Raw genomic sequence first — 26,132 nt, 5'->3', positions numbered from 1 at the left:
CATCAACTACGCCGTGGATGAGGTCACCAACCCCCGCCTGCGGAAGATCAAGACCCTAAAACCGCCACGGCCGGAACCCCTGCACCCATTGAAAGGAGCGCTGCCAAATGACAGTTTCCCAGACCTCCTTCGGGTCCCACGAACCCATCCTGGACGTTCGGGACCTCACCGTGAAGTACGTCGGGGATTCCCGCTCCACCACCGCAGTGGACCGCGTCTCCTTCAGCATCGGCACCGGCGAGGTCTTCGGCCTGGCCGGGGAATCGGGCTGCGGCAAGTCCACCATCGCCAACTCGATCATGCGCCTGCTCAAGGACCCCGCGAAGATCGCCGGCGGCAGCATCTCCTTCGGCGGCAGGGATGTGCTGGCCATGAGCCCGGAGGAACTGCGGCGCTTCCGCTGGCAGGACGTGGCCATGGTGTTCCAGTCGGCAATGAACTCGCTCAACCCGGTGCTGACCATCGGCGAGCAGATCGTGGACATCTTCACCACCCACGCCGGGCTCTCCCGCAGGGAATCGCTGCGGCGGGCCGGGGAGCTGCTGGAGCTGGTCCGGATCGACCCCGCCCGGCTGAAGTCCTACCCGCACCAGCTCTCCGGCGGCATGCGGCAGCGCGCCGTCATCGCCATGGCCGTGGCGCTCAAGCCCTCCCTCCTGATCCTGGATGAGCCCACCACCGCCCTGGACGTGGTGGTGCAGCAGGAGATCATGGCCCAGATCAAGGAACTCCAGCGCGAGCTGGGCTTCTCCGTCCTGTTCATCACCCACGACATGTCCCTCATGGTGGAACTGTCCCACCGGATGGCCGTGATGTACGGCGGGCGCATCGTGGAAACCGCCAGGGCCCACGACGTCTACGCCGATCCCCGCCACCCCTATACACAGGCGCTGATGGGCGCGTTCCCGCCGCTCACCGGTCCGCGGGTTCCGCTTTCGGGATTGCCCGACGGCGTGAAGTTCCGGAACATCCCCGACCTCGCCGAGGTGGCGCCCGGCCACCTCGTGGCGCCGTTCGGTGCCGACGACCTGTCCATCGCGCACGGAGCCGGCACCCTCGAGGGCGCGGCCGAATCGCTGCAAGGAGCTGTCCGATGAGCCATTCAACGCTTTCCACCCCCACCGGTTCAGGCCCCAGCAGTTCAGGCCCGGCCCGGACGGACACACCTGCCCTGGAGGTCCGCGGCCTGGGCAAATCGTTCCCCGTTGGCGGGCTGTTCTCGCGGGACTCTGTGCGTGCCCTCCACGGCGTGGATTTGGCCATCGGCCGCGGCGAAATTGTTGCGCTGGTGGGCGAATCCGGTTCCGGCAAGAGCACCCTGGCCCGCTGCGTTGCCCGGCTCGAACGGCCCAGTGAAGGCTCCATCCTGCTGGACGGCGTTGATGTCCTCAAGCGGGACCGCTTCCAGGCCTCGCGGGCCTTCCGCTCCCAGCTGCAGATGGTGTTCCAGGACCCCTTCGGGTCGCTGAACCCGGCACACAGGATCGGGCACTTCCTGCGGCGTTCCCTGGCGATCCACGGGAAGGGCGGCCGCTCGGAAACGGAAACCCAGGCCCGCCTCGAGCAGCTCATGGACACCGTGGGGCTGCAGGCGGACATGCTGGACTCCTACCCGCATGAACTCTCCGGCGGACAGCGCCAGCGCGTGGCAATCGCCCGTGCGCTCGCCGTGGAACCGCAGGTGATCCTGGCCGACGAGCCCACTTCAATGCTGGATGTGTCCGTCCGGATCGGCGTGCTGAACCTGATGCGCAGGCTCCGGGACGAGCAGGGCATCTCGATGCTCTACATCACCCACGACCTCGCCTCGGCCCGCTACCTCGCGGACCGCACGGCCGTGATGTTCGCCGGCGAGCTTGTGGAAGAGGGCGAGTCGCTGGACCTGCTGGCCAACCCGGCCCACCCCTACACGCAACTCCTGGTCTCCGCCGTGCCGGATCCGGCCCGGGCAGGTTCCTACGATCCCGTCCGGCGGGCGGAACTGCGGCAGGCCGTCATGGCCTCCACCGGCTGCGCGTTCGACGGCGATCCGGACCAGGCCTGCTCCGCAGACCGGCCCGTCCGGCACCAGGTAGGTGCCCCCGAAAACCGGCACTGGGTCCGCTGCCACCTCTACCGGCCCCGTGCCGGCGCAGGCGGCCACGCCCTCGCTGCAGACCCCGCAGCCGGCGCCCCCGCACCTGCGGGACCGCCGCCGTCGAACATTTCCCGGAAGGTTTCGGCATGACTGAACTGACCCACCCGCTCGCTACCGTCCCGCGCGGCGAGCTGGTTGCCCGCGCCGAAGCCGATCCCCTGCGGCCCAGCTTCCATTTCGTCTCACCCGCCGGCTGGCTCAACGATCCCAACGGTGTGGCCCAATGGGACGGCACCTACCACCTCTTCTACCAGTACAACCCGGAGGGTGCCTTCCACCACCGCATCCAGTGGGGCCACGCCACCAGCACGGACCTCGTGACCTGGACGGACCAGCCCGTGGCGCTGGAACCGTCGACCGGACCGGACGCGGACGGCTGCTGGTCCGGCGTCCTGGTGAACGATGGCGGCACGCCCACGCTGGTCTATTCGGGCCGCCTCGGGGAGCGCGAACTTCCCTGCGTCGCCGTGGGCTCCCCGGACCTGTCCACCTGGACCAAGGCCCCGGAGAACCCCGTCATCGCAGCCCCGCCGGCCGGCGTGGACATCACCGCCTACCGCGACCACTGCGTGTGGCGCGAAGGCAACAGGTGGCGGCAACTGGTGGGCTCCGGCGTGCGCGGCCGCGGCGGAACGGCCTTTCTGTACGAGTCGGCGGACCTTCGCTCCTGGGACTACGTGGGGCCGCTCTTCATCGGCGACGCCTCACAGGGTGACCCCGCCGGGACGGACTGGACCGGCACCATGTGGGAATGCGTGGACCTGTTCCGGGCCGGCACCGGGACCCTGGGTACGGAACCGGCGGACGATTCACCGGACGTGCTGGTCTTCTCCGCCTGGAACGACGGCGACACGCGCCACCCGCTGTACTGGACGGGCAGGTACTCCGGCGACTCGTTCGAACCGGCCGCGCTGCACCGCCTGGACTACGGCGGCCGATACTTCTATGCGCCGCAGTCCTTCCTGGACGACGCCGGCCGTCGCATCATGTTCGGCTGGCTGCAGGAAGGCCGCACGGACGCCGCGATGGTGGAAGCCGGCTGGTCCGGCGTGATGAGCCTGCCGCGGATCACCACCCTGGCGGAGGACGGGACGCTGCGGTTCGCTCCGGTCCCCGAACTGGAGAAGCTGCGCGGCGACCACACCAGCTTGCCGGCGCGGGAGCTGGCGGCGACGTTGGATACCGGCGTCCACGGCAACCAGCTGGACCTCGAACTGGACATCCACCTGGCACCTGGGGCCGTGCTGCGGCTGGGCGTGCTGGGATCAGGCGACGGCGCGGAGGACACCGTCATCGAAGTGGGCCGCCCTGCACTCGATGCCGGTGGCGCCGAAGGGATCCTCCGCCTCGACCGCACCCGCAGCTCCCTGGACTCCTCCGTGGACGCGGAGGACCGGTCCGGGCCCGTCCCGATGACCGGCGGGCACGTGCACCTGCGCGTCCTGGTGGACCGGTCCGCCGTCGAGGTCTTCGCCAACGGCAAGCCGCTCACCGCCCGCGTCTACCCCACCTGCGGAGGCGGCAACGTCACCCTCTCCGCCACGGGAGCCGTACACCTGGACGCCTTCGATGCGTGGACCATGGCCGACATCCGGGGAGGTGGCCGCACCCTCTTCCCGTAGCCCCAACCAAACCGCCGAGATCAAAGGTGATCTGCATGCACAAGAGACTAGCCGCGGGCCTCACGGCAGCGGTCATTGGTGCCGGCCTCGCGGGAACGGGGGCCGCTGCTCCGGCAACGGCCCTCGGCACCGAGCCCGTCACCCTCAACAGCACCACCAGCCCCGTCCCGGACGTCGCCGGCACCAGCGGCAACTGGACCCGGACGGTCCAAGGCGGGTACACCGCCGTCGCACCTCCAGGCCAGAACGCGGCCGCCACCAGCGAGCAGGTCATTGCGGGCACTGCCCGCTACACGGCCAGCGTGACGGTCGATTCCGGAAGCCCCTACGGTGTGGGCGCCCTGGTGTTCCGGGCAACCCCGGACGCCGGCGCCGGCTATGCAGCCACCATCGATCCCAACCTGGACCGGATGCGGCTGTTCGACCTCGCCACCGGCCAGGACGTGGCGGCACCGGTGCCACTCGCGCTGAACACGGGACAGCCCTACAACGTGGACGTCCACGTTGACGGACCGCGGATCTACGTTGCGGTGGACGGGACCTCAAGGATCGACGCCACGGACTACCGCTACGAATCAGGCCGCGTGGGGCTGCACGCCTTCAACGGAACCGTGGCCTTTGGCACTCCCGGGGTCCGGACCATTGACGCGAACGTCTCGGGCTGGAGCTTTGGCGCCGGTTGGTCCGCCACAGCCACCGGGTTCCGCGGCGCCGCCCCGGCAAACGCCAACAGCCGCGCCATCGCCACCGGGCAGCAACCCACCGACGTCGATTTCTCCACCGATATCCAGGTGGCATCCCCCTACGGCGTGGGAACTGTCCTCTTCCGGACCAATGCCGCCGGGACCGCCGGGTACGCCGCCGAAGTGGACCCCAACGCCGGCAGGCTGCGGCTTTACCGGGTGTCCGACAACGCCACGCTCGGCACGTTCCCCGCAACCATCACGCTCAACCAGGTCTACCGCCTCCGGGTCACAGCCCTTGGCAGCGCACTGGCCGTCTACTGGCAAACGGACTTCCTGGACCCCAACGGTGCCACGCCCGCCATCACGGCCACCGACTCCACGGCCGGTTCAGGGCATATTGGCCTTGGCTCGTACAACGGCACCGCCGTGTTCCAAAGCATGACCCTCCGCGGCCTGGAGAGTCCCCTCCAGGGCTGGCGCACGGCGTCCGGATCCTGGGAGCCGGACGCTGCCGGCCTGCGCGCAACACCGGCAGGCGGCACCGCGGCGAGGTTCATCCCGGCGGTGGCGTCCGACGTCGTGGCCTCCCTGGACGTGACCGCCACCGTACCGGCAACAGCCTCGGTGGTGGTCCGCAGCGGCGCGGACGGTTCCGGTGGCCTCGAACTGCGGATCGATCCCGGCGCCGGCACGGCGAAACTGTACAACCGGGCCGCGTCCACGCTCCTGCACGTCGGCACCCTTCCCGCCACCAGCTTCAAGGCCGGGCAGCTCAACCGCGTCCAGTTCACCGCGCGCGGCACGGAAGCGTCCGTCCTGGTCAACGGCACGCCAGTCCTGGGCGGCGCCGTTCCCGCTGCCTCCGGATCCGGGTTCGCCCTCCTTGCCACCGGCACCACCTGGTTCCAGAACATCAGGGCGGACAGTGTGGACCAGTACATGAACGGCACCTACCAGCCCGGCTACCACTACACCCAGAACTCGGGCAACAGCTCGGACCCCAACGGCCTGGTGTTCTTCGACGGCGAGTACCACCTCTTCCACCAGGACCGCGGCCGCTGGGCGCACGCCGTCAGCACCGACCTGCTGCACTGGAAGCAGCTGCCCATCGCCCTGCCGCACATGGCCGCAGGGGAGTCCTGGTCGGGTTCGGCCGTGGTGGACGCCACCAACGCCAGCGGACTCTTCCCCGGCGGCTCCGGGCTGATCGCCTACTACACCAGCTTTAACCATGACGCCCCGAACGGTAACCAGTCCGTCCGCGCCGCGTACAGCAGGGACAAAGGCCGCAGCTGGCAGACCGTCCAGGCTGCGCCGGTGGTGGAGAACCCGGGTGGACCGGACGGCGGCTGGGACTTCCGCGACCCCAAAGTCACCCGGGACGCCGGTTCCGGCAAGTGGGTCATGGTGGTGGCCGGCGGGGACCACCTCCGCTTCTATTCGTCCACTGACCTGCTCCACTGGACCTTCGCCAGCACCTTCGGCTACGGCAGCTGGGTCCGCGGCGGCGTGTGGGAATGCCCGGACTTCTTCGAACTGCCCGTCGAGGGGCAGCCAGGGGTGAAACGCTGGGTGCTGTGGTGGAGCACCGGAGCCGTGCGCGCCACCAACGGTTCGGCGGCGCAGTACGTCACGGGCACCTGGAACGGCACCTCGTTCACCCCGGACACCCCCGCCTCAACGGTGCTGCAGGCGGACCACGGGCGCGACTACTACGCGGCCATGAGCTTCTACGGCACCCCGGACGGCCGGAGGATCATGCTCGGCTGGATGAGCAACTGGGATTACGCCTTCAGTCCGCCCACCGGCCGGTGGAACGGCCAGCTGTCCGTGCCCCGCGAGATCAAGCTCATTGACGTTCCGGGTGCCGGGCTGAGGCTGACGCAGGCCCCGGTGGTGGAGGCAGAATCACTGCGGACTTCCACGTGGCAGGCCTCGGATGTGACGGTCTCGCCAACCTCCGGGAACCCGCTGGCCTCAGTCTCGGGGCGCTCGTTCGAGCTGGAAGCAGAGGTGGGGATCCCGTCGTCGGGCGGGGCTTCCTCCTTCGCCTTCGGGGTCCGGCGGGGCAGCGGCTCCACCGGGGCGCAGCAGACACTGGTGGGGTACGACGCCGGTGCTGCCGCCCTCACGGTGGACCGCAGCGCCGCCGGGCGGAAGGACTTCACCCGCTACTTCGCCGGTTCGGCCGCCGACAATGCGACGGCCCCGTGGAGCTCTTCTGTGGTGGGTTCAGAGAAGCGGGTGAAACTCCGGATCCTGGTAGACGCGTCCTCGGTGGAGGTCTTCGGCGGCGACGGTACGGCCGCCATCACCGCGCTCATCTTCCCGGACCACGCCTCTACCGGACTGTCCTTCACCGCAGCCGGTGGCACTGCCCGGCTGGTGTCCGTCAAAGTGCACCAGCTCGGCGACACCGCGCGCCTGACCGGCGCTCCGCCGTCGGCAGTCCTTCCGCCGGCGGCCGGCGCCGCCAGGCACAACCTGGGCGCCTATGCGGTTGTTCCGGGCGGACGCTGGGAGGGCACGGGCGCAGGCCTGGCCGGCACGTTCGACAAGGACTCCACCGCCATGGGCGCTGCCCTGTACGGCAACGTCCGGCTGCAGGCCACGGTGCGGTTCGGCGGCGAGCCCTTCGCCGGTGAGCTCCTGAACCGGGACCTGGCGCCGGAGAAGGGATACGGCGGCGCGGGCTCGGTGCTGCTCCGGTCCTCGGCCGACGGTTCAACGGCCTACTACGTGAACCTGGACCCGAACCTGCGCGTGGTGCGGGTGTTCAAGTTGTCCGGCGGAGTATTCACCGTCCTGGCCAGCGTGCCCACGAACCTGGGCCATGGGGTCAGTTACGCCTTGGATGCCGCCGTCAGCGGCAGCCGGATCACGGTGGCAGTGGACGGGACACAGCTGATAGACGTCGCCGACAGTGCGCCCCTGGCCGCCGGTCGGGTGGGCGTCAACGTGTTCGACGGCAGGGCCGCATACCAGGATGTGCTGGTAACGGCCCTGCCGTAGGACACGATTGCCGGGCTGGCGGAGCTGGTTACAGTCCCAGTTCCGCCAGGACGGGCAGCTTCTCCCGCACCCGGTCGCGGGCCTCCGTAGCGCTCGGGGCGGACAGCGCCAGCTTGGCCAGTTCCTGGGCCTCCTGGAGGGTCACGGTCTTCAGGACCGCGGCGACGGCGGCCAGCGAGCGGGCGGTCATGGACAGCGTGTTCACGCCCAGGCCGGTCAGGACGACGGCGAGGGCGGGGTCCGCCGCAGCCTCGCCGCAGACGCCCACGGGCTTGCTGTTGCCTTCCGCCCGGGAGCCCTCCACCGTCAGGCCCACCAGCCGCAGGACGGCCGGCTGCCACGGAGTGTTCAGGTTCGCCAGGGGACCGAGCTGGCGGTCCGCTGCCATCGCATACTGGGTGAGGTCGTTGGTGCCCAGGCTGGCAAAGCCCACCTCGCGGAGGATGGCCTCGGCGGTCAGGGCGGCCGAGGGGACCTCCACCATCACCCCGGGAGTCTGCAGGCCGGCGTCGGCGCACATCGAGGCGAAACGGGCGGCCTCTTCGGCCGTGGAGATCATCGGTGCCATCACCCACACGTCCGCCTCCGACTGGTTGGCGGCCAGGGCGATGGCCTCCAGCTGCCGGTCCAGCACGCCCGGGGTGGTGAAGTCGGTGCGGTAGCCGCGGACGCCGAGGGCGGGGTTGGGCTCGGTGGAGTCGGTGAGGAACGGCAGCGGTTTGTCGGCGCCGGCGTCCAGGGTGCGGAGCACCACCTTCTTGCCGGGGAAGGCATCGAAGACACTCTTGTATGCGGCGGCCTGTTCTTCCACGGAGGGCTCGGTGTCGCGCTCCAGGAAGCAGAACTCGGTGCGGAACAGTCCCACGCCTTGGGCGCCCAGCTTCGCGGCGGCCGCCGCGTCCTTGCCTCCGCCCACGTTGGCGAGCAGCGGGACCTGGTGGCCGTCCGCCGTCGTGCCCGTGCCGGTGAACTCGGCCAGCAGCGATGCCGTTGCGGCCCAGCCTTCGGCGGCCTCGCGCAGGGACCCGTCAGGTTCGGACGTGACGGAGCCGGCGGCGCCGTCCACATAGACCTCGGTCCCGTCAGCGATGTGGTCCACCCCGACGGCGGCCACGACGGCGGGGAGGCCGAGCGAGCGGGCGATGATGGCGGTGTGCGACTGCGGGCCGCCGCCGGACGTCACCAGGGCGAGGACCTTGTTCGGATCCAGGGTGGCGGTATCGGCGGGGGCGAGGTCGTCAGCCACCAGGACGAACGGATGCTCGGACGCGGGGATACCGGGCGCGGCCACGCCCCGGAGCTCGGCCACGATGCGGGCCCGCACGTCCAGGACGTCGGTGGCGCGCTCCGCCATGTAGCCGCCCAGGTTGTGGAGCATCTCCGAAACGGAGGATCCCGATTCCCAGATGGCTCGCTCGGCGGACGTGCCACGGGCCACCAGCTTGGCGGCGCCCTTGATCAGCATGGTGTCCTTGGCCATCAGCGCCGTGGCCTCCAGGACGGCCTTGCCGTCACCGCTGGCGTGCGCTGCGCGCGCCTTCAGTTCGTCATGCACGGCCTGCGATGCCGCCTTCAGTGCAGCAGTGGCTTCCTCGGCAGTGGTCCCCGGTGCCAGCTGGTCACCGGCAGGAGGTTCGCTGATCGGTTTGGGCATCTGCCGTACGGTGCCGATGACGCGGCCTGGACTGACGCCTACTCCTGGGAAGTTCTGCACTGAAGGTCCTCGTTCTCTGCCGGTAGCCAGGCCCGCCAAACAATCCCGGCGCCATGCCGGAACACCTCCGCACCGCCGCAACACGTCACGTCAGGAGATGGAAACGAGCCTGAAAAAATTGTATGTGATTCAGTTCATATAGCAACGCTATAGGTGCTAGGGTAGCGGTTATGAGTTTGGATGGCCAGCTTCCCCCCAAAATGCGGCTGCTCCGTGCAGCGGCGGAGCTGCTGGCAAAATCCGCGGGAGCGCCGGTCTCCACCCGCCAGATCACGCAGCTGGCAGGGGTTTCGGCACCCACCCTGTACCACCACTTCGGCGACAAGGAAGGTCTTTTCGACGCCGTGGTGGCTGCAGGATTCGAAGAATATGTCGCAGGCGAAAGGGATTTCGCCCCCTCCGGGCAGCCTCTCGAGGACATCCGGAGAATGTGGGACAACCACGTGCAGTTCGGGCTGAACCAGCCGGAGCTGTACCTGGTGATGTTCGGCAACATCCGCCCGGAAAGCCGCCCCGCCATCGTGGCCGATGCCGAGGCGCTGATGGAGGAAATGCTGAACAAGGCCGCGGCGGCGGGCCAGCTCAACGTCCAGCCCAGGGAGGCGGCCAGGTCCATCCTGGCGGCCAACGTTGGCGTGACGCTGATGCTGATTGCGGAGCCCGCCCCGGACCGGAACCTTGAACTGTCCACCATGACCCGGGATGCCATGATCTTCGCGGTATCCGCCGAGCCCGCCAGTGGCGCGGCCCCGGGCAACGCCGGAAAGTCCTCGGTGGTGGTGGCAGCGATTGCCCTGAACGCCGCGCTTCAGGCCTCGCACTCAGACCAGCTCTCGAGCTCGGAGCTCAAGCTCTTCCTCGAGTGGCTGCACCGGATCTCCACCACCCCTGCCGGTTAGGCCGGCACCAACCTGCCCCACCCGGTTCCACCAGCAGTACGTCGTCGTCAGTATCGGACCATCCTGCGGAGCAGCAGGACGAACGGTTAGGAAATCACATGGCAACAGAAACAGTTGCAAAGCCCCGTACCAGCGCTCGGGTACATGTCCAGAAATTCGGGACGTTCCTGTCCGGAATGATCATGCCCAACATCGGTGCCTTCATTGCCTGGGGCCTCATCACAGCCCTCTTCATTGAAAAGGGCTGGCTGCCGGTTCCCCAGCTTGGCGGCTTCGGTGAGACCGACGGGACGCCGAACATCGGCCTCGTCGGCCCGATGATCACCTACCTGCTGCCGCTGCTGATCGGGTACACCGGCGGCAAGATGGTCTACGACGTCCGCGGCGGCGTGGTGGGCGCCATCGGTACCATGGGCGTGATTGTGGGCGCCGGCATCCCGATGTTCATCGGCGCCATGATCATGGGCCCGCTGGGCGGCTGGACCATGAAGAAGATCGACTCCCTCTGGGACGGCAAGATCCGGCCCGGCTTCGAGATGCTGGTCAACAACTTCTCGGCCGGTATCTGGGGCGCGCTGCTGGCCATGCTGGGCTTCTATGCGGTTGCTCCGGTGGTCTCAGGGTTCAGCGCAGGCGCCGGCAACGTGGTGCAGTTCCTGGTCAACAACGGCCTCCTGCCGCTCACCAGCATCTTCATCGAGCCCGCCAAGATCCTCTTCCTGAACAACGCCATTAACCACGGCGTCCTCACCCCGCTGGGCGTCCAGCAGTCGCTGGAGCAGGGCAAGTCAATCCTCTTCCTGCTCGAGGCCAACCCCGGCCCCGGCCTGGGCATCCTGCTGGCCTACATGTTCTTCGGCAAGGGCGCGGCCAAGGCCTCCGCCCCGGGCGCCGCAATCATCCACTTCCTCGGCGGCATCCACGAGATCTACTTCCCGTACGTCCTGATGCGCCCGCTGCTCGTCCTGGCCGCCATCGCCGGCGGCATGACCGGCATCGCCACCCTCGCGGTCACCGGTGCCGGCCTTGTGGCACCGGCAGCTCCGGGTTCCATCTTCGCCGTACTCGCCCAGACCTCCCGTGACAGCTACCTCGGGGTGATCCTCGCGGTCCTGCTTGCCACGGCTGCGTCTTTCCTGGTGGCCTCAATCATCATGAAGACCACCAAGCACAGCGACGAGGGCGACCTCAACGCCGCAACGTCACGCATGGAGGAGATGAAGGGCAAGAAGAGCTCCGTCTCCTCGACGCTGACCGGCGCGGGCGCCGGCGTGGGCACCGCCGTCCTGGCCGGACCCATCCGGAACATTGTGTTCGCGTGCGACGCCGGAATGGGCTCGAGCGCCATGGGCGCGTCAGTGCTCCGGAACAAGATCAAGGCCGCCGGGTTCCCGGACGTCAAGGTCACCAACTCTGCCATCGCCAACCTCAGCGACACGTACGACGTCGTGGTCACGCACCAGGACCTCACCGAGCGTGCCAAGCCGGTCACGTCCAGTGCCGCGCACTTCTCGGTGGACAACTTCATGAACAGCCCACGCTACGACGAGATCGTTGATCTGGTCAGGGAGAGCAACACCGAAGGCGGAACGTCCGACGCCGGCGCCACGGCCGAGCCGGGTGCCGGAACCTCCGGCGGTGCCGCCGCAGCGGGCGCTGCGGGAGTTGGCGCCGCGGCTGGTGCAGCCGCAGGCCAAGGCGCGCACGCCGCCGACGCCCCGGCGCCGGGCCAGGCGGAGATCCTGTCCCGCGAGAGCGTGGTCCTGACCGGGACCGCCACTACGCGCGACGACGCCATCGACGAAGCCGGCCGGCTCCTGCTGGCCCGCGGTGCCGTTGACCAGGGCTACATCGACGCCATGCACGAGCGAGGAATCCGTGTCCACCTACATGGGCAGCTTCCTGGCCATCCCGCACGGCACGAACGCGGCCAAGGACCACATCCGGAAGTCGGCAGTCTCGGTGATCCGCTACCCGCAGGGCATCGACTGGAACGGCAAGGAGGTCAAGTTCGTGGTGGGCGTCGCCGGGGTCAACAACGAACACCTGCACATCCTGTCCTCCATTGCCAAGGTCTTCACCAACAAGGAGCAGGTTGCCCGCCTCGAGGCGGCCAGCACCGTGGATGAAGTCCTGGAGCTCTTCGGAAAGGTCAACGCATAGTGAAGGCAGTACATTTCGGTGCCGGTAACATCGGCCGCGGCTTCGTGGGGCTGCTCCTGCACAACGCCGGCTACGAGGTGGTGTTCGCAGACGTCGCGGAAGGGCTGATCGCCCAGCTGGCGGACGCGGACAGCTACGCCGTCCATGAAGTGGGTGAAAGCCCCGCCGTGCAGACTGTGGACAACTTCCGTGCCCTGAACTCCAACACCCAGGAAGCGGAACTGATCACGGAAATCGCGACGGCGGACATTGTCACCACCGCGGTGGGGCCGCACATCCTGAAGTTCGTGGCACCGGTGATCGCGCGGGGCATTGCCGCACGCGGGGCCGGAATGGCGCCGCTGCAGGTCATGGCCTGCGAGAACGCCATCAACGCCACGGACGTCCTGGCCCGGGAGGTGGCCTCCCGCCCGGAGGCCGCCGGCGGAGCGCTGGACGGCCAGGCGGTGTTCGCCAATACCGCAGTGGACCGGATCGTGCCCAACCAGGAAGCCGGGCAGGGCCTGGACGTTACCGTGGAATCCTTCTACGAGTGGGTCATCGACCGGACGGCGTTCGCCGGATCGGAACCGGAGATCCCCGGCGCCACCTTCGTGGACGAGCTTGCGCCCTACATCGAGCGCAAGCTGTTCACGGTGAACACCGGCCATGCCTCGGCCGCCTATTTCGGGTTTGAAGCCGGGCTGGAGAAGATCTCCGATGCCATGGCGGACCAGGACGTGGCGGAGGATGTACGGGCAGTGCTGGAGGAAACCAAGCAGCTGCTGGTGGCCAAGCACGGGTTCAGCAACGAGGCGCAGGAAGCCTACGTGCAGAAGATCCTGGTCCGGTTCACCAACCCGCACCTGCCGGACACGGTGAACCGGGTGGGGCGTGCCCCGCTGCGCAAGCTCAGCCGGCACGAGCGGTTCATCGGCCCTGCGGCCGAGCTGGCCGAACGCGGCGTGGTGCCCGAGGCTCTGCTCGGAGCCATCTCGGCGGCGCTGCGGTTCACCGACCCCGCCGACGCCGAGGCTACCGAACTGGCAGGCATCCTCGCGTCGGGCAGCGCGGCGGACGCCACCGCCAGGATCACCGGCCTGGACCCGGACCATCCGCTGTTCAACGCGGTTTCCACCCTCGTGGAGGAGCGGCAGGCGGAGTTGGCCGCCACCTCCGCCTGACTCCGCACAGCGGGCAGCACGCTGCCCGCTGCACCATCCGACGTATGACTGCACCGACGTAATGCACAAGGACGACGCCGGCACTGAACCCAGTGCCGGCGTCGTTCTTCTGTGATGTCGCCCACAAACGGGCCGAAAGCGCATTGGTTAGCCTTCCCTTACTTATAGGCTCTGCTCTATTAGGCAACAAAGTTGTGACGTTATTACCGAGTGGAGAACATCGTGAAGAAGAGGCTGTCGGGCTATCTGGGGGCAATGGCGGCGGGGGCGGCTCTCCTGGCCATGACCGCGTGCGGGGGAAACGCCACGGCAACACCCGCAGCGGAAACCTCCACCATCACCGTTGAGCACGCCCAGGGGAGCACCGCCAACGTCCCGGTCAACCCGGAAAAGGTCTTCACGTTCGATCTCGGCGTCCTGGACACCATGGATGCCCTGGGCGTTGAACCTGCCGGCGTACCCGAGGCCGCCTACCCCGACGCGCTGAAGAAATACTCCGATGCCAAGTACACCAAGATCGGCTCCCTGAAGGAGCCCGATTTCGAAGCTGTCAGCGCGGGCAGCCCGGACCTCATCATCATCTCCGGCCGCACCGCCGGCGCCTACGAAGAGCTGAGCAAGATTGCCCCCACCATCGATCTCTCCATCGATGCCGCCAAGCCCATGGACAGCTTCAAGGAGCAGGCCGGAAAGCTGGGGACCATCTTCAACAAGTCAGCCGAGGTTGAAGAGAAGCTCGCCGCCGTGGACACCACCGTGGCCGACACCAAGGCCAAGGCTGCAACCGCCGGCAAGGGCCTGATCGTGCTCACCTCAGGCGGCGAAGTCACCGCCTACGGCGCAGGATCCCGCTTCGGCATCATCCACGACGTCCTGGGCGTCCCCACGGCGGCGGATGTGAAGGCCGAGGGATCCCACGGCGAGGCCATCTCCTTTGAGTACATCAAGCAGGCCAACCCGGACCTCCTCTACGTGATCAACCGCGATACCGCCATTGGAACCGAAGGCACCGCCAACCCCATCCTGGACAACGAGCTCGTCCAGTCCACCAGCGCCGCCAAGAACGGCAAGGTCATCAACCTTGACCCCGCAGGCTGGTACATCGTGGGATACGGACTGAACAACGTCAAGGCCATGGTGGACGCTGTGGCCAGCTCCGTCGCCTAACCCCCACCGGGCTACAGCATGACCATCACCGCCGCGCGCCCCCAGGCGCCGGCAACCGGCAGCCAGGCCTGCCATTACGCGGGCCTGGCTGCCGCCGCAGTTGCCGTCCTGGTCCTGGCCGCCGGAAGCATGTTCGTGGGTGTCAGCGACGTCCCGCTTCCGGCACTGCTCGCGGGGGACGCGGACACCGTCGACATTTTCTGGATCTCCCGGGTGCCCCGCACCCTGGCCGTGCTGCTGGCAGGCATGGCGGTGGCCGTGGCCGGGATGATCATGCAGCTCATGGCCCGGAACCGCTTCGTGGAACCCTCCACCGTGGGTACCGTCGAGTCCGCCACGCTGGGCATCCTGGTGGTCACGGTCCTGGCCCCGGGCGCGCCCATGTTGGCCAAGATGCTGGTGGCCAGCGTTTTCGCGATGCTGGGCACCGCACTGTTCCTGGCCATCCTGCGGCGGCTGCCCGCCAGGAACACCCTGCTCATCCCGCTGGTGGGCATCATGCTGGGCGGCATCATCGCCGCCGTCACCACCTTCTTCGCCTACCGGTACGACCTGCTGCAGACGCTCAGCAACTGGATGATCGGCGACTTCTCGGGCGTCCTCCGCGGCCGGTATGAACTGCTCTGGATCGTCGCCGCACTGATGCTGGTTGGCCTGCTCGCCGCGGACCGGTTCACGGTTGCCGGGATGGGGCAGGACTTCACCACCAACCTGGGCCTGAACTACGCCCGCACCATGCGGCTGGGGCTGCTGATCGTCTCGCTGATCTCCGCCGTGGTGGTCACCACGGTGGGCGCCGTACCCTTCCTTGGCCTGGTGGTGCCCAACATCGTCTCCCTCATCTTCGGAGACAACCTCCGCCGCGCCGTCCCATGGACCGCCCTGTTCGGTGCCGCCTTCGTGCTGGTTTGCGACATCATCGGCCGGACCATCCGGTACCCCTACGAGGTTCCCGTGGGAATGGTGATGTCCGTGCTGGGCGCCGTCCTCTTCCTCGCCCTGATCCTGAGGAAACGCAATGCCTAAGGCGCCAGCCCTGACCTCCCCGGCTCCCGTGGAATCCGCCGCCCCGCAGTCCCGCGGCCCCGCCCGGCGCCGGCTCCGCAATGCCCCGCCCCAGCTAGTGCTGGGTGTCCTGCTCGCGGCGGCGGCCGCTGCGGTCCTCTTCTTCCTGTTCTTCGACCTCAAGGGCAACGTGGGCTACATCCTGCCGCGCCGCGCCATCAAGGTCTCCGCGATGCTGCTGGTGGCCGTCGCCGTGGGCGTGTCCACGCTGCTGTTCCAGACCGTGACGGCCAACCGCATCCTGACGCCGTCCATCATGGGCTTCGACTCGCTGTACATCCTGGTGCAGACCGTCATGGCCTTCGCCCTGGGTGCCGCCGCCGTGGTGACCGCCCCGCCCACGCTGCAGTTCGGCGTCGAGGTGGTGCTCATGGTGGGCTTCAGCGCACTGCTGTACCGCTGGATGTTCACCGGTGCCACCCGCTCGCTGCACCTGCTCCTGCTGGTGGGCGTGATCCTCGGCAGCCTGTTCCGCGGCTTCTCCTCACTGCTGCAGCGGCTGATGGAACCCAGCGAGTTCATTATCCTGCAGGACCTGTTCTTCGCATCCTTCAACAACGTGGACCCCGCCCTGCTGGGCGTGGCCGCGGTGATCGTCGCCGCCGTCTGTGCCGCCGTGTGGCGGGCCCGGCACACCCTCGACGTCCTGGCGCTGGGCCGGGACGTGGCCATCAACGTGGGCGTGGACCACCGCAAAGTGGTGATGCGCGTGCTGCTCGCGTGCTCGCTGCTGGTGGCCGTCTCCACCGCACTGGTGGGCCCCGTGACTTTCTTCGGACTCCTGGTGGTCAGCCTGGGCTACCAGCTGTGCCGCGGGTTCAGCCATGCCTGGCTGCTGCCCATCGTGGTGCTGATCGGTGCCATCGCGCTGGTGGGCGGCCAGTTGGTCCTGGAGAAGGTCTTCGGCTTCGGAACGGCGCTCAGCGTGGTCATCGAGTTCACGGGCGGCATCCTCTTCCTCTACCTCCTGCTGAAAGGCTCGCTCAAATGACCATCGCGGTCCGCAACGTCTCCAAAAGCTATGGCGGCCAGACGGTCCTCGACGACGTCAGCTGCGAGATCCCGCAAGGCGGCATCACCTCCATCATCGGCCCCAACGGCGCCGGCAAATCCACCCTGCTCTCACTGATCAGCCGGCTGCAGCCCCTGGGCTCCGGCGACGTGTCAGTGGGCGGCCTGGACATCGCCTCCACGGACAGCCGCCAGCTGGCCCGGACCATGGCCATCCTCCGCCAGGAAAACCACCTCACCATGCGGCTCACCGTCCGTGACCTCGTGGCGTTCGGCCGGTTCCCCCACTCCGGCGGCCGGCCCACCGTGGAGGACCTCTCCAAGGTGGAAGAGGCCATCGCCCACCTGGACCTGACACCCATGGCGGACAAGTTCGTGGACGAGCTCTCCGGCGGTCAGCGGCAGCGGGCGTTCATCGCCATGGTGCTGGCCCAGGACACGCAGTACCTGCTCCTGGACGAGCCCCTGAACAACCTGGACATGAAGCACTCCGTGGAGATGATGCGGCTCCTGCGGCGTCTTGCCGACGAATTCGGCAAGACCATCGTGATCGTGGTCCACGACATCAACTTCGCCTCCTGCTACTCGGACACCATCCTGGCCATGAAGGACGGCCGGCTGATCCACCAGGGCAGTCCGCGGCAGATCATGCAGCAGGCCATGCTCCGCGACGTCTACGACATCGATATCCGCATCGAGGAAATCGGCGCGCACCGGATCGGCGTCTACTTCACCTGACGCGCGCTCACTTGTGGTGGCCGTTCCTGCAACGCGCGCTCACTTGTGGTGGCTATTCCTGCAACGCGCGCTCACCCGTGAAAGGCTGGGCAGGTGAGTGAAACCGCTGGTGCCCCGGAACCTATGCTGACCGCCGACGTCGAACGCGGGACTTTCCGCCTCCGCCACGCCACGCGCGAGGACCTGCCCGCCGTCGTGCAGCTCCTCGCCGACGACGCCCTGGGCGCGGGCCGCGAGGCGGGCCAGGACATGGCGTCCTACGAGCGGGCCTTCGACGCGATCGACGGCGACCCCCGCCACATGCTCCTCGTGGGCGAGCTGGTGCCGCCCGGGAAAGGGGCGGACACGGTGGTTGCCACCTTCCAGCTGAGCTTCCTCCCCGGCATCTCGCGGCAGGGCGCATGGCGCTCGCAGATCGAGGGGGTGCGGGTGGCCGACACCCTCAGGGGCCAGGGCATCGGCAACCTGATGATCCAGTGGGCCATTGACGAGTCCAGGCGGCAGGGCTGTTCGCTGGTGCAGCTGACCACCCACAAGACACGGACGGCTGCCCAGCGCTTCTACCAGCGGCTCGGATTTGAAGGCTCGCACGAGGGCATGAAGCTCACGCTCTGACCACGCAGCTTTGACTGTTAGGTACCCTAAATGTTAGGGTACCTAATGATGAACGAAAACAAGCTCCAGGAACTCGCCGCAGGCTTCCGCGAAGCCCTGCGCCACAGCGTCTACCTGGTCCGCCGCCTCGACGCGGACGGAGACCTCAGCGCCGCCCAGCTCAGCACCCTGAAGATGCTGCTGGACGACGGCGTCCGGGTAGGTGAGATTGCCCGAAACCTCGGCGTCAGGGTACCCAGCGCCACCGAGCAGATCATTAAGCTCGAACGCGCCGGGCTGGCCCGCCGCGAACCCGACCCCGCCGACTCCCGGGCCGTCCGCGTCATCCTGACCGCCGAAGGCCGCGCCGCCGTCGAGTCCGCAAACCAGCGGCGCAACGCCGTCATGGCCGAACTCCTTGGCGAACTCACCGAGGAGGACCGGGAAGCACTGGCGGCGGCGCTGCCCGTCATCGACAAAATCAACGCGTCCCTCCAGAACTGACGCACCGCACCCCCCTTAGGAGTACCCTCCATGAACCGCCAAGCAGACACCCTGCCGGCACCCGGGAACACCCTCCAGGCCGAAAAGGCCTCCTTCCTCAAACAGCCAAAAGCTGTGTGGGCCACCGCCCTGGCCGCGGTCTTCGCGTTCATGGGCATCGGCCTGGTGGACCCCATCCTCCCCGCGATCGCCACCAACCTGGACGCCAGCCCCAGTGAGGTCTCGCTGCTGTTCACCAGCTACTTCCTGGTCACCGCCCTGGCGATGCTGGTCACCGGCTTCGTCTCGTCCCGGATCGGCGGCAAGAAGACCCTGCTGATCGGGCTGGCCATCATCGTGGTGTTCTCTTCGCTTTCCGGCCTGTCCGGCAGCGTCGGCGAGCTCGTGGGCTTCCGCGCCGGCTGGGGCCTGGGCAACGCCCTCTTCGTCGCTACCGCCCTCGCGGTCATCGTGGGTGTGGCCAGCGGTGGGGCCGGGATTGCCATCATTCTCTACGAGGCCGCACTGGGCCTGGGCATCTCGCTTGGCCCGCTCCTGGGTGCCCTACTGGGCGGCTGGCAGTGGCGCGCCCCGTTCTTCGGCACGGCCGTGCTGATGGCCGCCGCATTCATCGCCCTGCTGGCATTGCTTCCCAAAACACCGCTGCCCGAGCGCAAGGTCCGCCTCCGCGACCCGCTGCTGGCACTGGGCCACAAGGGATTGCGCACGACGGCGGCGAGCGGCTTGTTCTACAACTACGGCTTCTTCACCATCCTGGCTTTTACCCCCTTCATCCTGGGCATGGACGCGTATGGAATCGGCGCCGTCTTCTTCGGCTGGGGCGTGGCTGTGGCCGTGTTCTCCGTGTTCGTCGCGCCGGTCCTGCAGCGCCGCTTCGGTGCCGTCAAGGTGCTGACCGGCACCCTGTTCGTCCTGCTGCTGGACCTGGCCGGGCTGGGACTGGCAGCCGGGCACTCGGTGCCTGCCGTCGTCGTACTGGTCATTGCGGCGGGCGCCCTGCTGGGCATCAACAACACCGTCTACACCGAGCTGGCCATGGGCGTCTCCGATTCCCCGCGGCCGGTGGCTTCCTCCGGCTACAACTTCGTCCGCTGGATGGGCGGCGCGCTGGCTCCGTTCCTGGCCGCGCAACTGGGTGAGCACTTCGGCCCCCAGGTGCCGTTCTACGCCGGTGCCGTGGCCATGGGAATCGCCATCCTGGTGGCGTTCAGCGGCCGGAAGTACCTCACGGCCCACGAGCCGCACCTGGTCTAGGGCCGGCTACTGCCTCCCGGAGGCAGGCTTGGTGCCGGAAAGCAGGACCACCAGCACCGCAGCCAGGCTCACCGCGGCCTGCGTCAGGACAAGCACCGGAAGGGCCTGCCCCACGAAGAGGGCAATTCCTACCGGGAGCAATGACAGGACGGTGACGTCGAGTCCCCGCAGCAGCGAGGACAATTGGGCCCGGGGAACCGGGCCCATTGGCGTATCCACCGGCGGCAGTGTCCAGTCCGCGGGCGGCCGGGTGGCTCCGCGGAGGCAGCCGGCTCCCATGCCGATACCGGCCAGCGCACCCATGGCAGGCAACAGTGGTCCGCCCGCCCCCAGCAAGGCCAGTGTGCCCATGAGCAGTGTCATCCAGGCGGCCAGCGCCAGCGCGGGCATCAACAACCGGCTCACCCGGACGGCCGCGCGGGGGAGCGGCAGCAGGGCGTCCAGCTCGGGCAACAACGCCGTCCGCCGGGCCACGGCGCCCATTCCGCTCGCCACAACGCAGCCGGCCAGCGCGATGAAGGCCAGCTGCATCCAGGCGGGGAGGCCGGCGTCGGATACCAGCACCGCCAGGCACGCAGCCAGCCACAGCAACGGGACCACCACCGGCGGCTGGAGGCGCAGGAACGCCGCCACGTCGGCTTTGACCAGGCCAGCAAAGGGACTGCCGGCGGGCCGTGCGTAGAAACGGCCTGCCCTGGACGCGGCGACCGGGCGGGGCGGGCCGGCAAAAGACCGAAGCAGCTCGTTGGTGTCCAGGAAGAACACCGACGCTCCGGCATGACCGGAAACATTGCCTCCACGGATGAGATCGGTGCCCGGGACCGCGCCCGCCCGGTGCAGCGCGCGGCGAAGAATGACGGCGGCGGCCAGGGCGGACACAGCCAGCGGCCACATCCTGCCGGCCAGCGCTGGCAGCGCAGCCAGCGGGGCCAGAGCCAGGAAGGCGCCGGCGAGGGCCCGCCGGGGCGTCCTTCCGTCAGGTTGGAGCAGCGCGGCGATACCCAGTACGGCGAGGCAGCAGGCTCCAAAAGTCACGGCCGCCAATGCATGTTCAAACGTAGCCAGTCCCAGGCCCGTCAGGATACTGAGCGGAACGTAAGCAGCCGTGGACCCCAGGCCTACCCAGAAAATCCTGCGACGGAAGGTGGGCAGCACCATCGGACCCCGGTCCAGGGGCAGCGGCAGCCACCAGGCACCTTGCGCTCCCGTCACCGCGACCGGGCCGAGCCGCCGGGCTGCCATCAGGATGCCGGCCAGGACACCGTAGGTGAGCAGCACCCACAGGAGCTCGGCCGGTACCGCCACCGGGCTATGCACCTCCACGCCCGAGCTCAGGGGATCGGCACGGACCATTTCGCCCCGCAGGGCAGCAACGAATGAAACGGCGATGGCGGCGGCGCATCCCAACGCCAGAACGGATGTGTAGACGTCAGCGAATGCATCACCAAATGACGTGAGGGAGCGGTTGTACGCCCTGGACTGGCGGCGGGTGAATGACACCAGCTGACGTGAAAGATTCCTTCCTGCCACGGGAACTGTCCCCACGGACTGCTCAGAGGCCTGCAATGAACGCTGCTCCGTCCCCGGGTTCCACCAGCTCCACCTCGCCCTTGATCACCAGGCAGGAGCCGGCCGTCTCGACGAGCAGTCCGGGATCATGGGTTACCAGCACTGCCGCTCCACCCGCCTCGGCGTGGCCCTTGATGCGCCTGGCCAGGGCGTCGCGCATCACCGGGTCCAGCCGCTGTTCCGGCTCATCGAGAATCAGCAGCGACGCCGGGCGGATAAAGCCGGCTGCCAGCAGGAGCCTGCGCCGCTGGCCTGAGGACAGGGCATCGGGAACGGCATCGGCCCGGCCGTCCAGGCCGAAGAACTTTAGTTCGGCCGCGACGCGCAACTCGGGGTTGGGCAGCGAGTGGCCTCGGGCTACGAGGAGCAGGTGCTCGGCGACGCTGAGCGACGGAAAGAAGAGGTCGTCGTCGAACACGGCGGCAACCTGTCGCCTGAACGGGACCGTATCCGGGTCCACCAGGAGGCCCTGGATCCGGGCTTCGCCGCTGATGGCGGGCTGCCGTCCGGCGAGCGTTTGCAGGACGGTGGACTTGCCGGCGCCGTTGACCCCGACAACACCCAGCACCTGGCCGGAATGCACCGCTGCGGTCACTTCACCGCAAACGGCGGCGCCGCCATAGCCCACCACAAGCTGCTCGGCCTCCAGGACCGCCCCCGTTTCAGTCATGGGTCCAATCTATGCGCTTGGCGGACTTCCTAGCCTTTCGCTGAGCCCTTGGCCACGAACAGGGTCTCGGCCTGCTCGAGGGACATGCCGTTGGTTTCCGGCACCTTGAACATCACGAAGAAGAAGGATGCCGCCGCGAACAGCGCATACATGGCGTAGGTCAGCGGCAGGGACACGGCGGACATCACCGGGAAGCTGAGGGTGATGGCGAAGTTGGCCACCCATTGCGCCGCCGCGGCAAGCCCCAGGGCACGGGCGCGGATCCGGGAGGGGAAGATCTCGCCGAGCAGTACCCACACCAGCGGGCCCCAGGAAGCGCCGAAGCTGACCACGAACACGTTGGCCGCCACCAGGGCAACCGGACCCCAGGCGCCCGGGAGGGTGATGTCTTCGCCGGATCCGGTTGCGGAGGAGAAGGCCAGGGCCATGGCGCCCAGGGAGACGGCCATGCCCACGGAACCAGCCAGGAGGATGGGGCGGCGGCCAATCCGGTCCACCAGGGCGATGGCCACCAGGGTCACCAGGATATTGGTGACGGAGGTGGCCACCGAGATGGCCAGGGAGTCCTCTTCCCGGAAACCGACGGCCTTCCACAGGGTAGTGGAGTAGTAGAAGATCACATTGATGCCCACGAACTGCTGCAGCATGGAGAGGATGATGCCCACCCACACCACCGCCTGCAGGCCAAAGGTCTTGCCGCGCAGCGAGCCCTTCTGGCCGGCGATCTTGTCTTCCTCGATGGCGTCCCGGATTTCGCGGATGTGGCGCTCGGTGTCATCGGCCGGGGCGATGCTGTCGAAGATCTTGCGTGCTTCGTCGTCCTTGCCCTGGAACACCAGGAACCGCGGGGACTCCGGGAGCGTGAAGGCGATCCAGCCGTAGACCAGGGCGGGAACGGCGGCGGCCAGGAACATCCACCGCCACGCCTCGATGCCCAGCCAGAAGGACTGGTCCGCGCCGCCGGCACTGGTGGCCAGGAGGGCGTCCGACAGGAGGGCCGCGAAAATACCGGTGGTGATGGCCAGCTGCTGCAGGGAGGCGAGCCGCCCGCGGACCTGCCGCGGCGAGATCTCGGAGATGTAGGCGGGGGCAATCACGGAGGCAAGGCCAATGCCCAGCCCGCCCACCAGCCGCCAGAAAATAAGGTCCCAGACGCTGAACGCAAAGCCTGTGCCGATGGCGCTGACCAGGAAGAGCAGCGCGCCGATCTTCATGGCGGGGATGCGGCCGTATTTGTCCGCCACTTTTCCGGCCAGGTAGGCGCCCGCAGCACAGCCCAGCAGTGCAACGGCGACGGCGAACCCGGTCACCGCTTCGGAGAGCGCGAACTCGCCCTTCATGGCGTCCACTGCACCGTTCACCACGGACGAGTCGAAGCCGAAGAGGAATCCGCCCACCGCTCCCGCAAGGGCCAGCCAGATCACCCGCTGCGGTATGCGGGTCTTGGTCTGCTCCTGTGCAGTGGGCATGGTTCTCCCTGGGTTTGGGGTGTGGTGGAGTTCGCGCGGACGTCGTCGGCTGCGGACCGGCTAAATGGCCAGTGTACTTACGGTAGTGTTCCATGCCACGGCGAACCGTTCCAGTTGAAGCAGCCGTTCGCCGGCTCCCCTTCCGCAGCGGACGCGGACGACGACGGTGCGCGCCGCCGTCGTACACCCCACCCCGGGCGCGCAGTACTTTCCGGAGAAACGCCGGAACCCTTCCGCACTGTGTGCGAAAGGGTTCCGGTTAATGCCGCCACTAGTGAGCGCGCGTTGGTGTTCTGGCCGCCACTGGTGAGCGCGCGTTTAGTGGGCGGGCACCTGCAGGGTGTCGTCCTGCGGGGGAGTGGCGTTGGGATCCGTCAGCTTCTTCTTCGGCAGTGCGAGGCTGATCAGGAACGCTATTCCGGTGAGCACCGCAGCGGTCAGCATCACGGCGTCGATCGAACCGGCGAAGCCTTCGGTGATGGGCCGGGTCAGGGTGCTGTTGGCGGTGTGCAGCCAGCTGGTGTCGTTGAGCGAATCGTTGGACGCGCCGTTCTTGAAGAAGTCGTACAGCTTGGCGTTGGCCGGGTCTGCTGCCACCGCCGGGTCCTTCAGGACGGCCAGGTACGCGGCGTCGGTGGTGGCGGCTTTCATGCCGTCGGCGATCTTGTCCGCGGCCAGGCTGAACAGCATGGAGATGAAGACGGCGGTTCCCACGGCTCCGCCCATGGAGCGGAAGAAGGCGGCCGAGGACGTTCCCACCCCCATGTCACGCGGGGGCACGGAGGTCTGCATGGCCAGCGTGAGCGGCTGCATGCAGAAGCCCAGGCCCACGCCGAAGAACACGGCGATCAGCCCGGGAACCCACAGGGCCGTGTCCACGCGAAGCGACAACCCCATGACCAGTGCTGCGGCCGTGAGGATTCCGGTGCCCATGATGGGGAAGATCCGGAAGGTGCCGGAGGCGGAGATGGTCCGCCCGGCGGTGATGGACCCGAACAGGATGCCCACGGTGAAGGTGATCATCATCAGGCCGGCCTCGGTGGGCGTCAGGCCCTTCACGAGCTGGAGGTACATGGGAAGCATGGCAATGGCGCCGAACATACCGATGCCGATGATGAAGTTCAGCAGCGAGGACAGCCCGAAGGTGATGTTGCTGAAGAGCCTCAGCGGGATCAGGGCGTAGTCCCCGGCGCGCTTCTCTGCCAGCAGGAACCAGGCGATGCCCACCACGCCCAGCCCGTAGCAGAGGAAGGAGTTGGTGGACGTCCAGCCCCAGGAGCGTCCCTGCTCGGCCACCAGCAGCAGCGGGACGATGGCCACGGTGATGGCCGCCGCACCCCAGTAGTCGATCTTCTGCTTCAGGTGCTTGGCCGGCAGGTGCAGGAACAGGAACACCACCACCAGGGCGGCGAGGCCGATTGGCACGTTGATGAAGAACACCCAGCGCCAGCCGTCGAAGCCCAGGATGTTGGACGTTCCGGCGAAGGCGCCGCCCACCACGGGGCCCAGCACCGAGGAGATGCCGAACACTGACATGAAATAGCCCTGGTACTTGGCCCTGTCCTTGAGCGAGACAATGTCGCCGATGATGGTCAGCGCCAGGGCCAGCAGGCCGCCGGCGCCGAGGCCCTGGACGCCGCGGGCAAGTGCCAGCTCCGTCATGGAGTGGACGGAACCGGCATAGACCGATCCCGCCAGAAAGATCACGATGGCGCTCAGGTAAAGCGGGCGGCGGCCGAAAATGTCGCTCAGCTTGCCGTACAGCGGGGTGCTGACCGTGGACGTGATCAGGTACGCCGTGGTGGCCCACGCCTGGAGCGAGAGGCCGTCCAGGTCGTTGGCGATGGTGTAGATGGACGTGGACACGATGGTCTGGTCCAGCGAGGCCAGGAACATGCCCAGCATCAGGCCCACCATCACGGTGACGATCTGGCGCTGCGTCAGGGTGTCTCCTGCGCCGGGCGCGGCAGTGGCTTTGGACATAGGTGCTCCAAGGGGAAGAAAAGGGAAGTAAGCATTTGATAGTTGCTTTCAGTAACTATCTTACCTGCACTTCCATTCCCGGCGCAGAAATCTTTTTTTGGGGTGCCGGGTTACGGCTCCACGAGGATGCCGTCCGGGTCGCACCAGATCCGGGCGCCCGTGCGGATGGTGACGCCGTCAATCACCACGTCAACGTCCACCTCGCCCGCTCCGGCCTTGGCACTCTTCCGGGGGTTGCTGCCCAGCGCCTTCACGCCGAGGTCGAGCTTGGCGATGGCCTCGCGGTCCCGGATTGCCCCGTTGATCACGACGCCGGCCCAGCCGTTCGCCACGGCGCTTTCGGCGATCATGTCCCCCATCAGGGCGGTCCCCAGCGAGCCGCCGCCGTCCACCACCAGCACGCTGCCGTTGCCGGGGGTTGCCAGCGTGGACTTCACCAGGGCGTTGTCCTGGAAGCAGCGGATGGTCCGGGCCTGCCCCGAGAAATGCGTGCGGCCGCCCAGGGACTGGAACTGCAGCGCCACGGACGCCAGCTCGTCGCCGCGCTCGTCATAGAGGTCCGCCGTGTTGACGGCAGGGGTGGAAGCAGCGTTCATGTGGTTCTCCTTCGAGCCTCGGGGTGCCGCGCGCTCGCAACTGCCCCGGCGTGCGGCACGGACGCCGGGCAAGGCCCACGATAGTCTGATTTCCAGCATCAGCACCTGCCCCGGGG

General features: G+C 67.9%; 19 protein-coding genes and 1 pseudogene. 14 read left to right on the top strand and 6 right to left on the bottom strand.

Annotation, left to right across the window (positions count from 1 at the left end):
* Positions 1–107 precede the first annotated feature (107 nt).
* Genes ACHL_RS19030 through ACHL_RS19015 form a run of 4 tightly spaced genes read left to right on the top strand, consistent with a single transcriptional unit; the run spans position 108 to position 7,457 of the window.
* Positions 108–1,097 carry an ABC transporter ATP-binding protein gene (locus ACHL_RS19030; protein WP_015938942.1) on the top strand — a complete coding sequence of 330 codons (990 nt, stop codon included), beginning with the start codon at positions 108–110 and terminating at the stop codon, positions 1,095–1,097.
* Complete coding sequence (locus ACHL_RS19025) at positions 1,094–2,227, top strand: ATP-binding cassette domain-containing protein (RefSeq protein WP_015938941.1); 1,134 nt, start codon at positions 1,094–1,096, stop codon at positions 2,225–2,227. The genes ACHL_RS19030 and ACHL_RS19025 overlap by 4 nt, the downstream gene beginning before the upstream one ends.
* Positions 2,224–3,759, top strand: a complete 1,536-nt coding sequence (locus ACHL_RS19020) for a glycoside hydrolase family 32 protein (protein WP_015938940.1) — start codon at positions 2,224–2,226, stop codon at positions 3,757–3,759. The genes ACHL_RS19025 and ACHL_RS19020 overlap by 4 nt, the downstream gene beginning before the upstream one ends.
* Positions 3,760–3,794: 35 nt before the next feature.
* The gene (locus ACHL_RS19015; protein WP_015938939.1) at positions 3,795–7,457 is read left to right on the top strand and encodes a GH32 C-terminal domain-containing protein; all 3,663 of its coding nucleotides are present in this window, start codon (positions 3,795–3,797) and stop codon (positions 7,455–7,457) included.
* Positions 7,458–7,485: 28 nt separating this feature from the next.
* Here ACHL_RS19015 and ptsP read toward each other — a convergent pair whose 3' ends face one another.
* A complete protein-coding gene (gene ptsP / locus ACHL_RS19010; protein ID WP_015938938.1) occupies positions 7,486–9,171 on the bottom strand; it encodes a phosphoenolpyruvate--protein phosphotransferase in 1,686 nt (561 codons plus the stop codon).
* Between the two features lie 170 nt (positions 9,172–9,341).
* Here ptsP and ACHL_RS19005 point away from each other — a divergent pair, with 170 nt between their 5' ends.
* The 10 genes and pseudogenes from ACHL_RS19005 to ACHL_RS18960 all read left to right on the top strand — a co-directional run bounded on the left by ACHL_RS19005 (position 9,342) and on the right by ACHL_RS18960 (position 19,729).
* Positions 9,342–10,070 (top strand): TetR/AcrR family transcriptional regulator, encoded by a 729-nt coding sequence (locus ACHL_RS19005; RefSeq protein WP_015938937.1) that lies wholly within the window; start codon positions 9,342–9,344, stop codon positions 10,068–10,070.
* Between the two features lie 98 nt (positions 10,071–10,168).
* Positions 10,169–12,233 (top strand): annotated as a pseudogene (locus ACHL_RS19000) (PTS mannitol transporter subunit IICBA).
* Positions 12,233–13,396 (top strand): mannitol-1-phosphate 5-dehydrogenase, encoded by a 1,164-nt coding sequence (locus ACHL_RS18995; RefSeq protein WP_015938935.1) that lies wholly within the window; start codon positions 12,233–12,235, stop codon positions 13,394–13,396. Before ACHL_RS19000 ends, ACHL_RS18995 begins: the two are co-directional and overlap by 1 nt.
* Positions 13,397–13,618: 222 nt before the next feature.
* A complete protein-coding gene (locus ACHL_RS18990; protein ID WP_015938934.1) occupies positions 13,619–14,563 on the top strand; it encodes a siderophore ABC transporter substrate-binding protein in 945 nt (314 codons plus the stop codon).
* Positions 14,564–14,581: 18 nt separating this feature from the next.
* Positions 14,582–15,589 carry an ABC transporter permease gene (locus tag ACHL_RS18985; protein ID WP_015938933.1) on the top strand — a complete coding sequence of 336 codons (1,008 nt, stop codon included), beginning with the start codon at positions 14,582–14,584 and terminating at the stop codon, positions 15,587–15,589.
* Positions 15,582–16,619: an iron chelate uptake ABC transporter family permease subunit gene (locus tag ACHL_RS18980; protein ID WP_015938932.1), complete on the top strand. Its 1,038-nt coding sequence runs from the start codon at positions 15,582–15,584 to the stop codon at positions 16,617–16,619. Before ACHL_RS18985 ends, ACHL_RS18980 begins: the two co-directional genes overlap by 8 nt.
* Positions 16,616–17,377 carry an iron ABC transporter ATP-binding protein gene (locus tag ACHL_RS18975; RefSeq protein ID WP_015938931.1) on the top strand — a complete coding sequence of 254 codons (762 nt, stop codon included), beginning with the start codon at positions 16,616–16,618 and terminating at the stop codon, positions 17,375–17,377. The genes ACHL_RS18980 and ACHL_RS18975 overlap by 4 nt, the downstream gene beginning before the upstream one ends.
* 123 nt (positions 17,378–17,500) lie before the next feature.
* Positions 17,501–17,992, top strand: a complete 492-nt coding sequence (locus ACHL_RS18970) for a GNAT family N-acetyltransferase (protein ID WP_015938930.1) — start codon at positions 17,501–17,503, stop codon at positions 17,990–17,992.
* A 45-nt stretch (positions 17,993–18,037) separates the two neighbouring features.
* Positions 18,038–18,475, top strand: a complete 438-nt coding sequence (locus tag ACHL_RS18965) for a MarR family winged helix-turn-helix transcriptional regulator (protein WP_081434830.1) — start codon at positions 18,038–18,040, stop codon at positions 18,473–18,475.
* 30 nt (positions 18,476–18,505) lie between these two features.
* Entirely contained in the window at positions 18,506–19,729 is a 1,224-nt protein-coding gene (locus ACHL_RS18960; RefSeq protein ID WP_015938928.1) for an MFS transporter, read from the top strand.
* Positions 19,730–19,735: 6 nt separating this feature from the next.
* Here ACHL_RS18960 and ACHL_RS18955 read toward each other — a convergent pair whose 3' ends face one another.
* The 5 genes from ACHL_RS18955 to rraA all read right to left on the bottom strand — a co-directional run bounded on the left by ACHL_RS18955 (position 19,736) and on the right by rraA (position 26,016).
* Positions 19,736–21,229, bottom strand: coding sequence for a DUF6297 family protein (locus ACHL_RS18955; RefSeq protein ID WP_050767116.1), 1,494 nt, complete (start codon positions 21,227–21,229; stop codon positions 19,736–19,738).
* A 52-nt stretch (positions 21,230–21,281) separates the two neighbouring features.
* Positions 21,282–21,968 (bottom strand): ABC transporter ATP-binding protein, encoded by a 687-nt coding sequence (locus ACHL_RS18950; RefSeq protein WP_015938926.1) that lies wholly within the window; start codon positions 21,966–21,968, stop codon positions 21,282–21,284.
* 29 nt (positions 21,969–21,997) lie between these two features.
* Positions 21,998–23,437 (bottom strand): sugar porter family MFS transporter, encoded by a 1,440-nt coding sequence (locus ACHL_RS18945; protein ID WP_015938925.1) that lies wholly within the window; start codon positions 23,435–23,437, stop codon positions 21,998–22,000.
* Between the two features lie 318 nt (positions 23,438–23,755).
* Positions 23,756–25,420, bottom strand: coding sequence for an MDR family MFS transporter (locus tag ACHL_RS18940; protein ID WP_015938924.1), 1,665 nt, complete (start codon positions 25,418–25,420; stop codon positions 23,756–23,758).
* A 110-nt stretch (positions 25,421–25,530) separates the two neighbouring features.
* A complete protein-coding gene (rraA, locus tag ACHL_RS18935) occupies positions 25,531–26,016 on the bottom strand; it encodes a ribonuclease E activity regulator RraA (RefSeq protein WP_015938923.1) in 486 nt (161 codons plus the stop codon).
* Positions 26,017–26,132 lie beyond the last annotated feature (116 nt).

The organism is Pseudarthrobacter chlorophenolicus A6, assembly GCF_000022025.1.
Lineage (GTDB): Bacteria > Actinomycetota > Actinomycetes > Actinomycetales > Micrococcaceae > Arthrobacter > Arthrobacter chlorophenolicus.
Note: the sequence above shows the minus strand (reverse complement) of the source record. Positions and strands in the feature narration are given on the sequence as shown.

Coding starts and splice junctions, on each gene's coding strand:
- ACHL_RS19025 (WP_015938941.1), top strand. CDS start 1,094: ATGAGCCATTCAACGCTTTCCACCCCCACCGGTTCAGGCCCCAGCAGT.
- ACHL_RS19030 (WP_015938942.1), top strand. CDS start 108: ATGACAGTTTCCCAGACCTCCTTCGGGTCCCACGAACCCATCCTGGAC.
- ACHL_RS19020 (WP_015938940.1), top strand. CDS start 2,224: ATGACTGAACTGACCCACCCGCTCGCTACCGTCCCGCGCGGCGAGCTG.
- ACHL_RS19005 (WP_015938937.1), top strand. CDS start 9,342: ATGAGTTTGGATGGCCAGCTTCCCCCCAAAATGCGGCTGCTCCGTGCA.
- rraA (WP_015938923.1), bottom strand. CDS start 26,016: ATGAACGCTGCTTCCACCCCTGCCGTCAACACGGCGGACCTCTATGAC.
- ACHL_RS18940 (WP_015938924.1), bottom strand. CDS start 25,420: ATGTCCAAAGCCACTGCCGCGCCCGGCGCAGGAGACACCCTGACGCAG.
- ACHL_RS18980 (WP_015938932.1), top strand. CDS start 15,582: ATGCCTAAGGCGCCAGCCCTGACCTCCCCGGCTCCCGTGGAATCCGCC.
- ACHL_RS18970 (WP_015938930.1), top strand. CDS start 17,501: ATGCTGACCGCCGACGTCGAACGCGGGACTTTCCGCCTCCGCCACGCC.
- ACHL_RS18965 (WP_081434830.1), top strand. CDS start 18,038: ATGATGAACGAAAACAAGCTCCAGGAACTCGCCGCAGGCTTCCGCGAA.
- ACHL_RS18975 (WP_015938931.1), top strand. CDS start 16,616: ATGACCATCGCGGTCCGCAACGTCTCCAAAAGCTATGGCGGCCAGACG.
- ACHL_RS18945 (WP_015938925.1), bottom strand. CDS start 23,437: ATGCCCACTGCACAGGAGCAGACCAAGACCCGCATACCGCAGCGGGTG.
- ACHL_RS18960 (WP_015938928.1), top strand. CDS start 18,506: ATGAACCGCCAAGCAGACACCCTGCCGGCACCCGGGAACACCCTCCAG.
- ACHL_RS19015 (WP_015938939.1), top strand. CDS start 3,795: ATGCACAAGAGACTAGCCGCGGGCCTCACGGCAGCGGTCATTGGTGCC.
- ACHL_RS18950 (WP_015938926.1), bottom strand. CDS start 21,968: ATGACTGAAACGGGGGCGGTCCTGGAGGCCGAGCAGCTTGTGGTGGGC.
- ACHL_RS18985 (WP_015938933.1), top strand. CDS start 14,582: ATGACCATCACCGCCGCGCGCCCCCAGGCGCCGGCAACCGGCAGCCAG.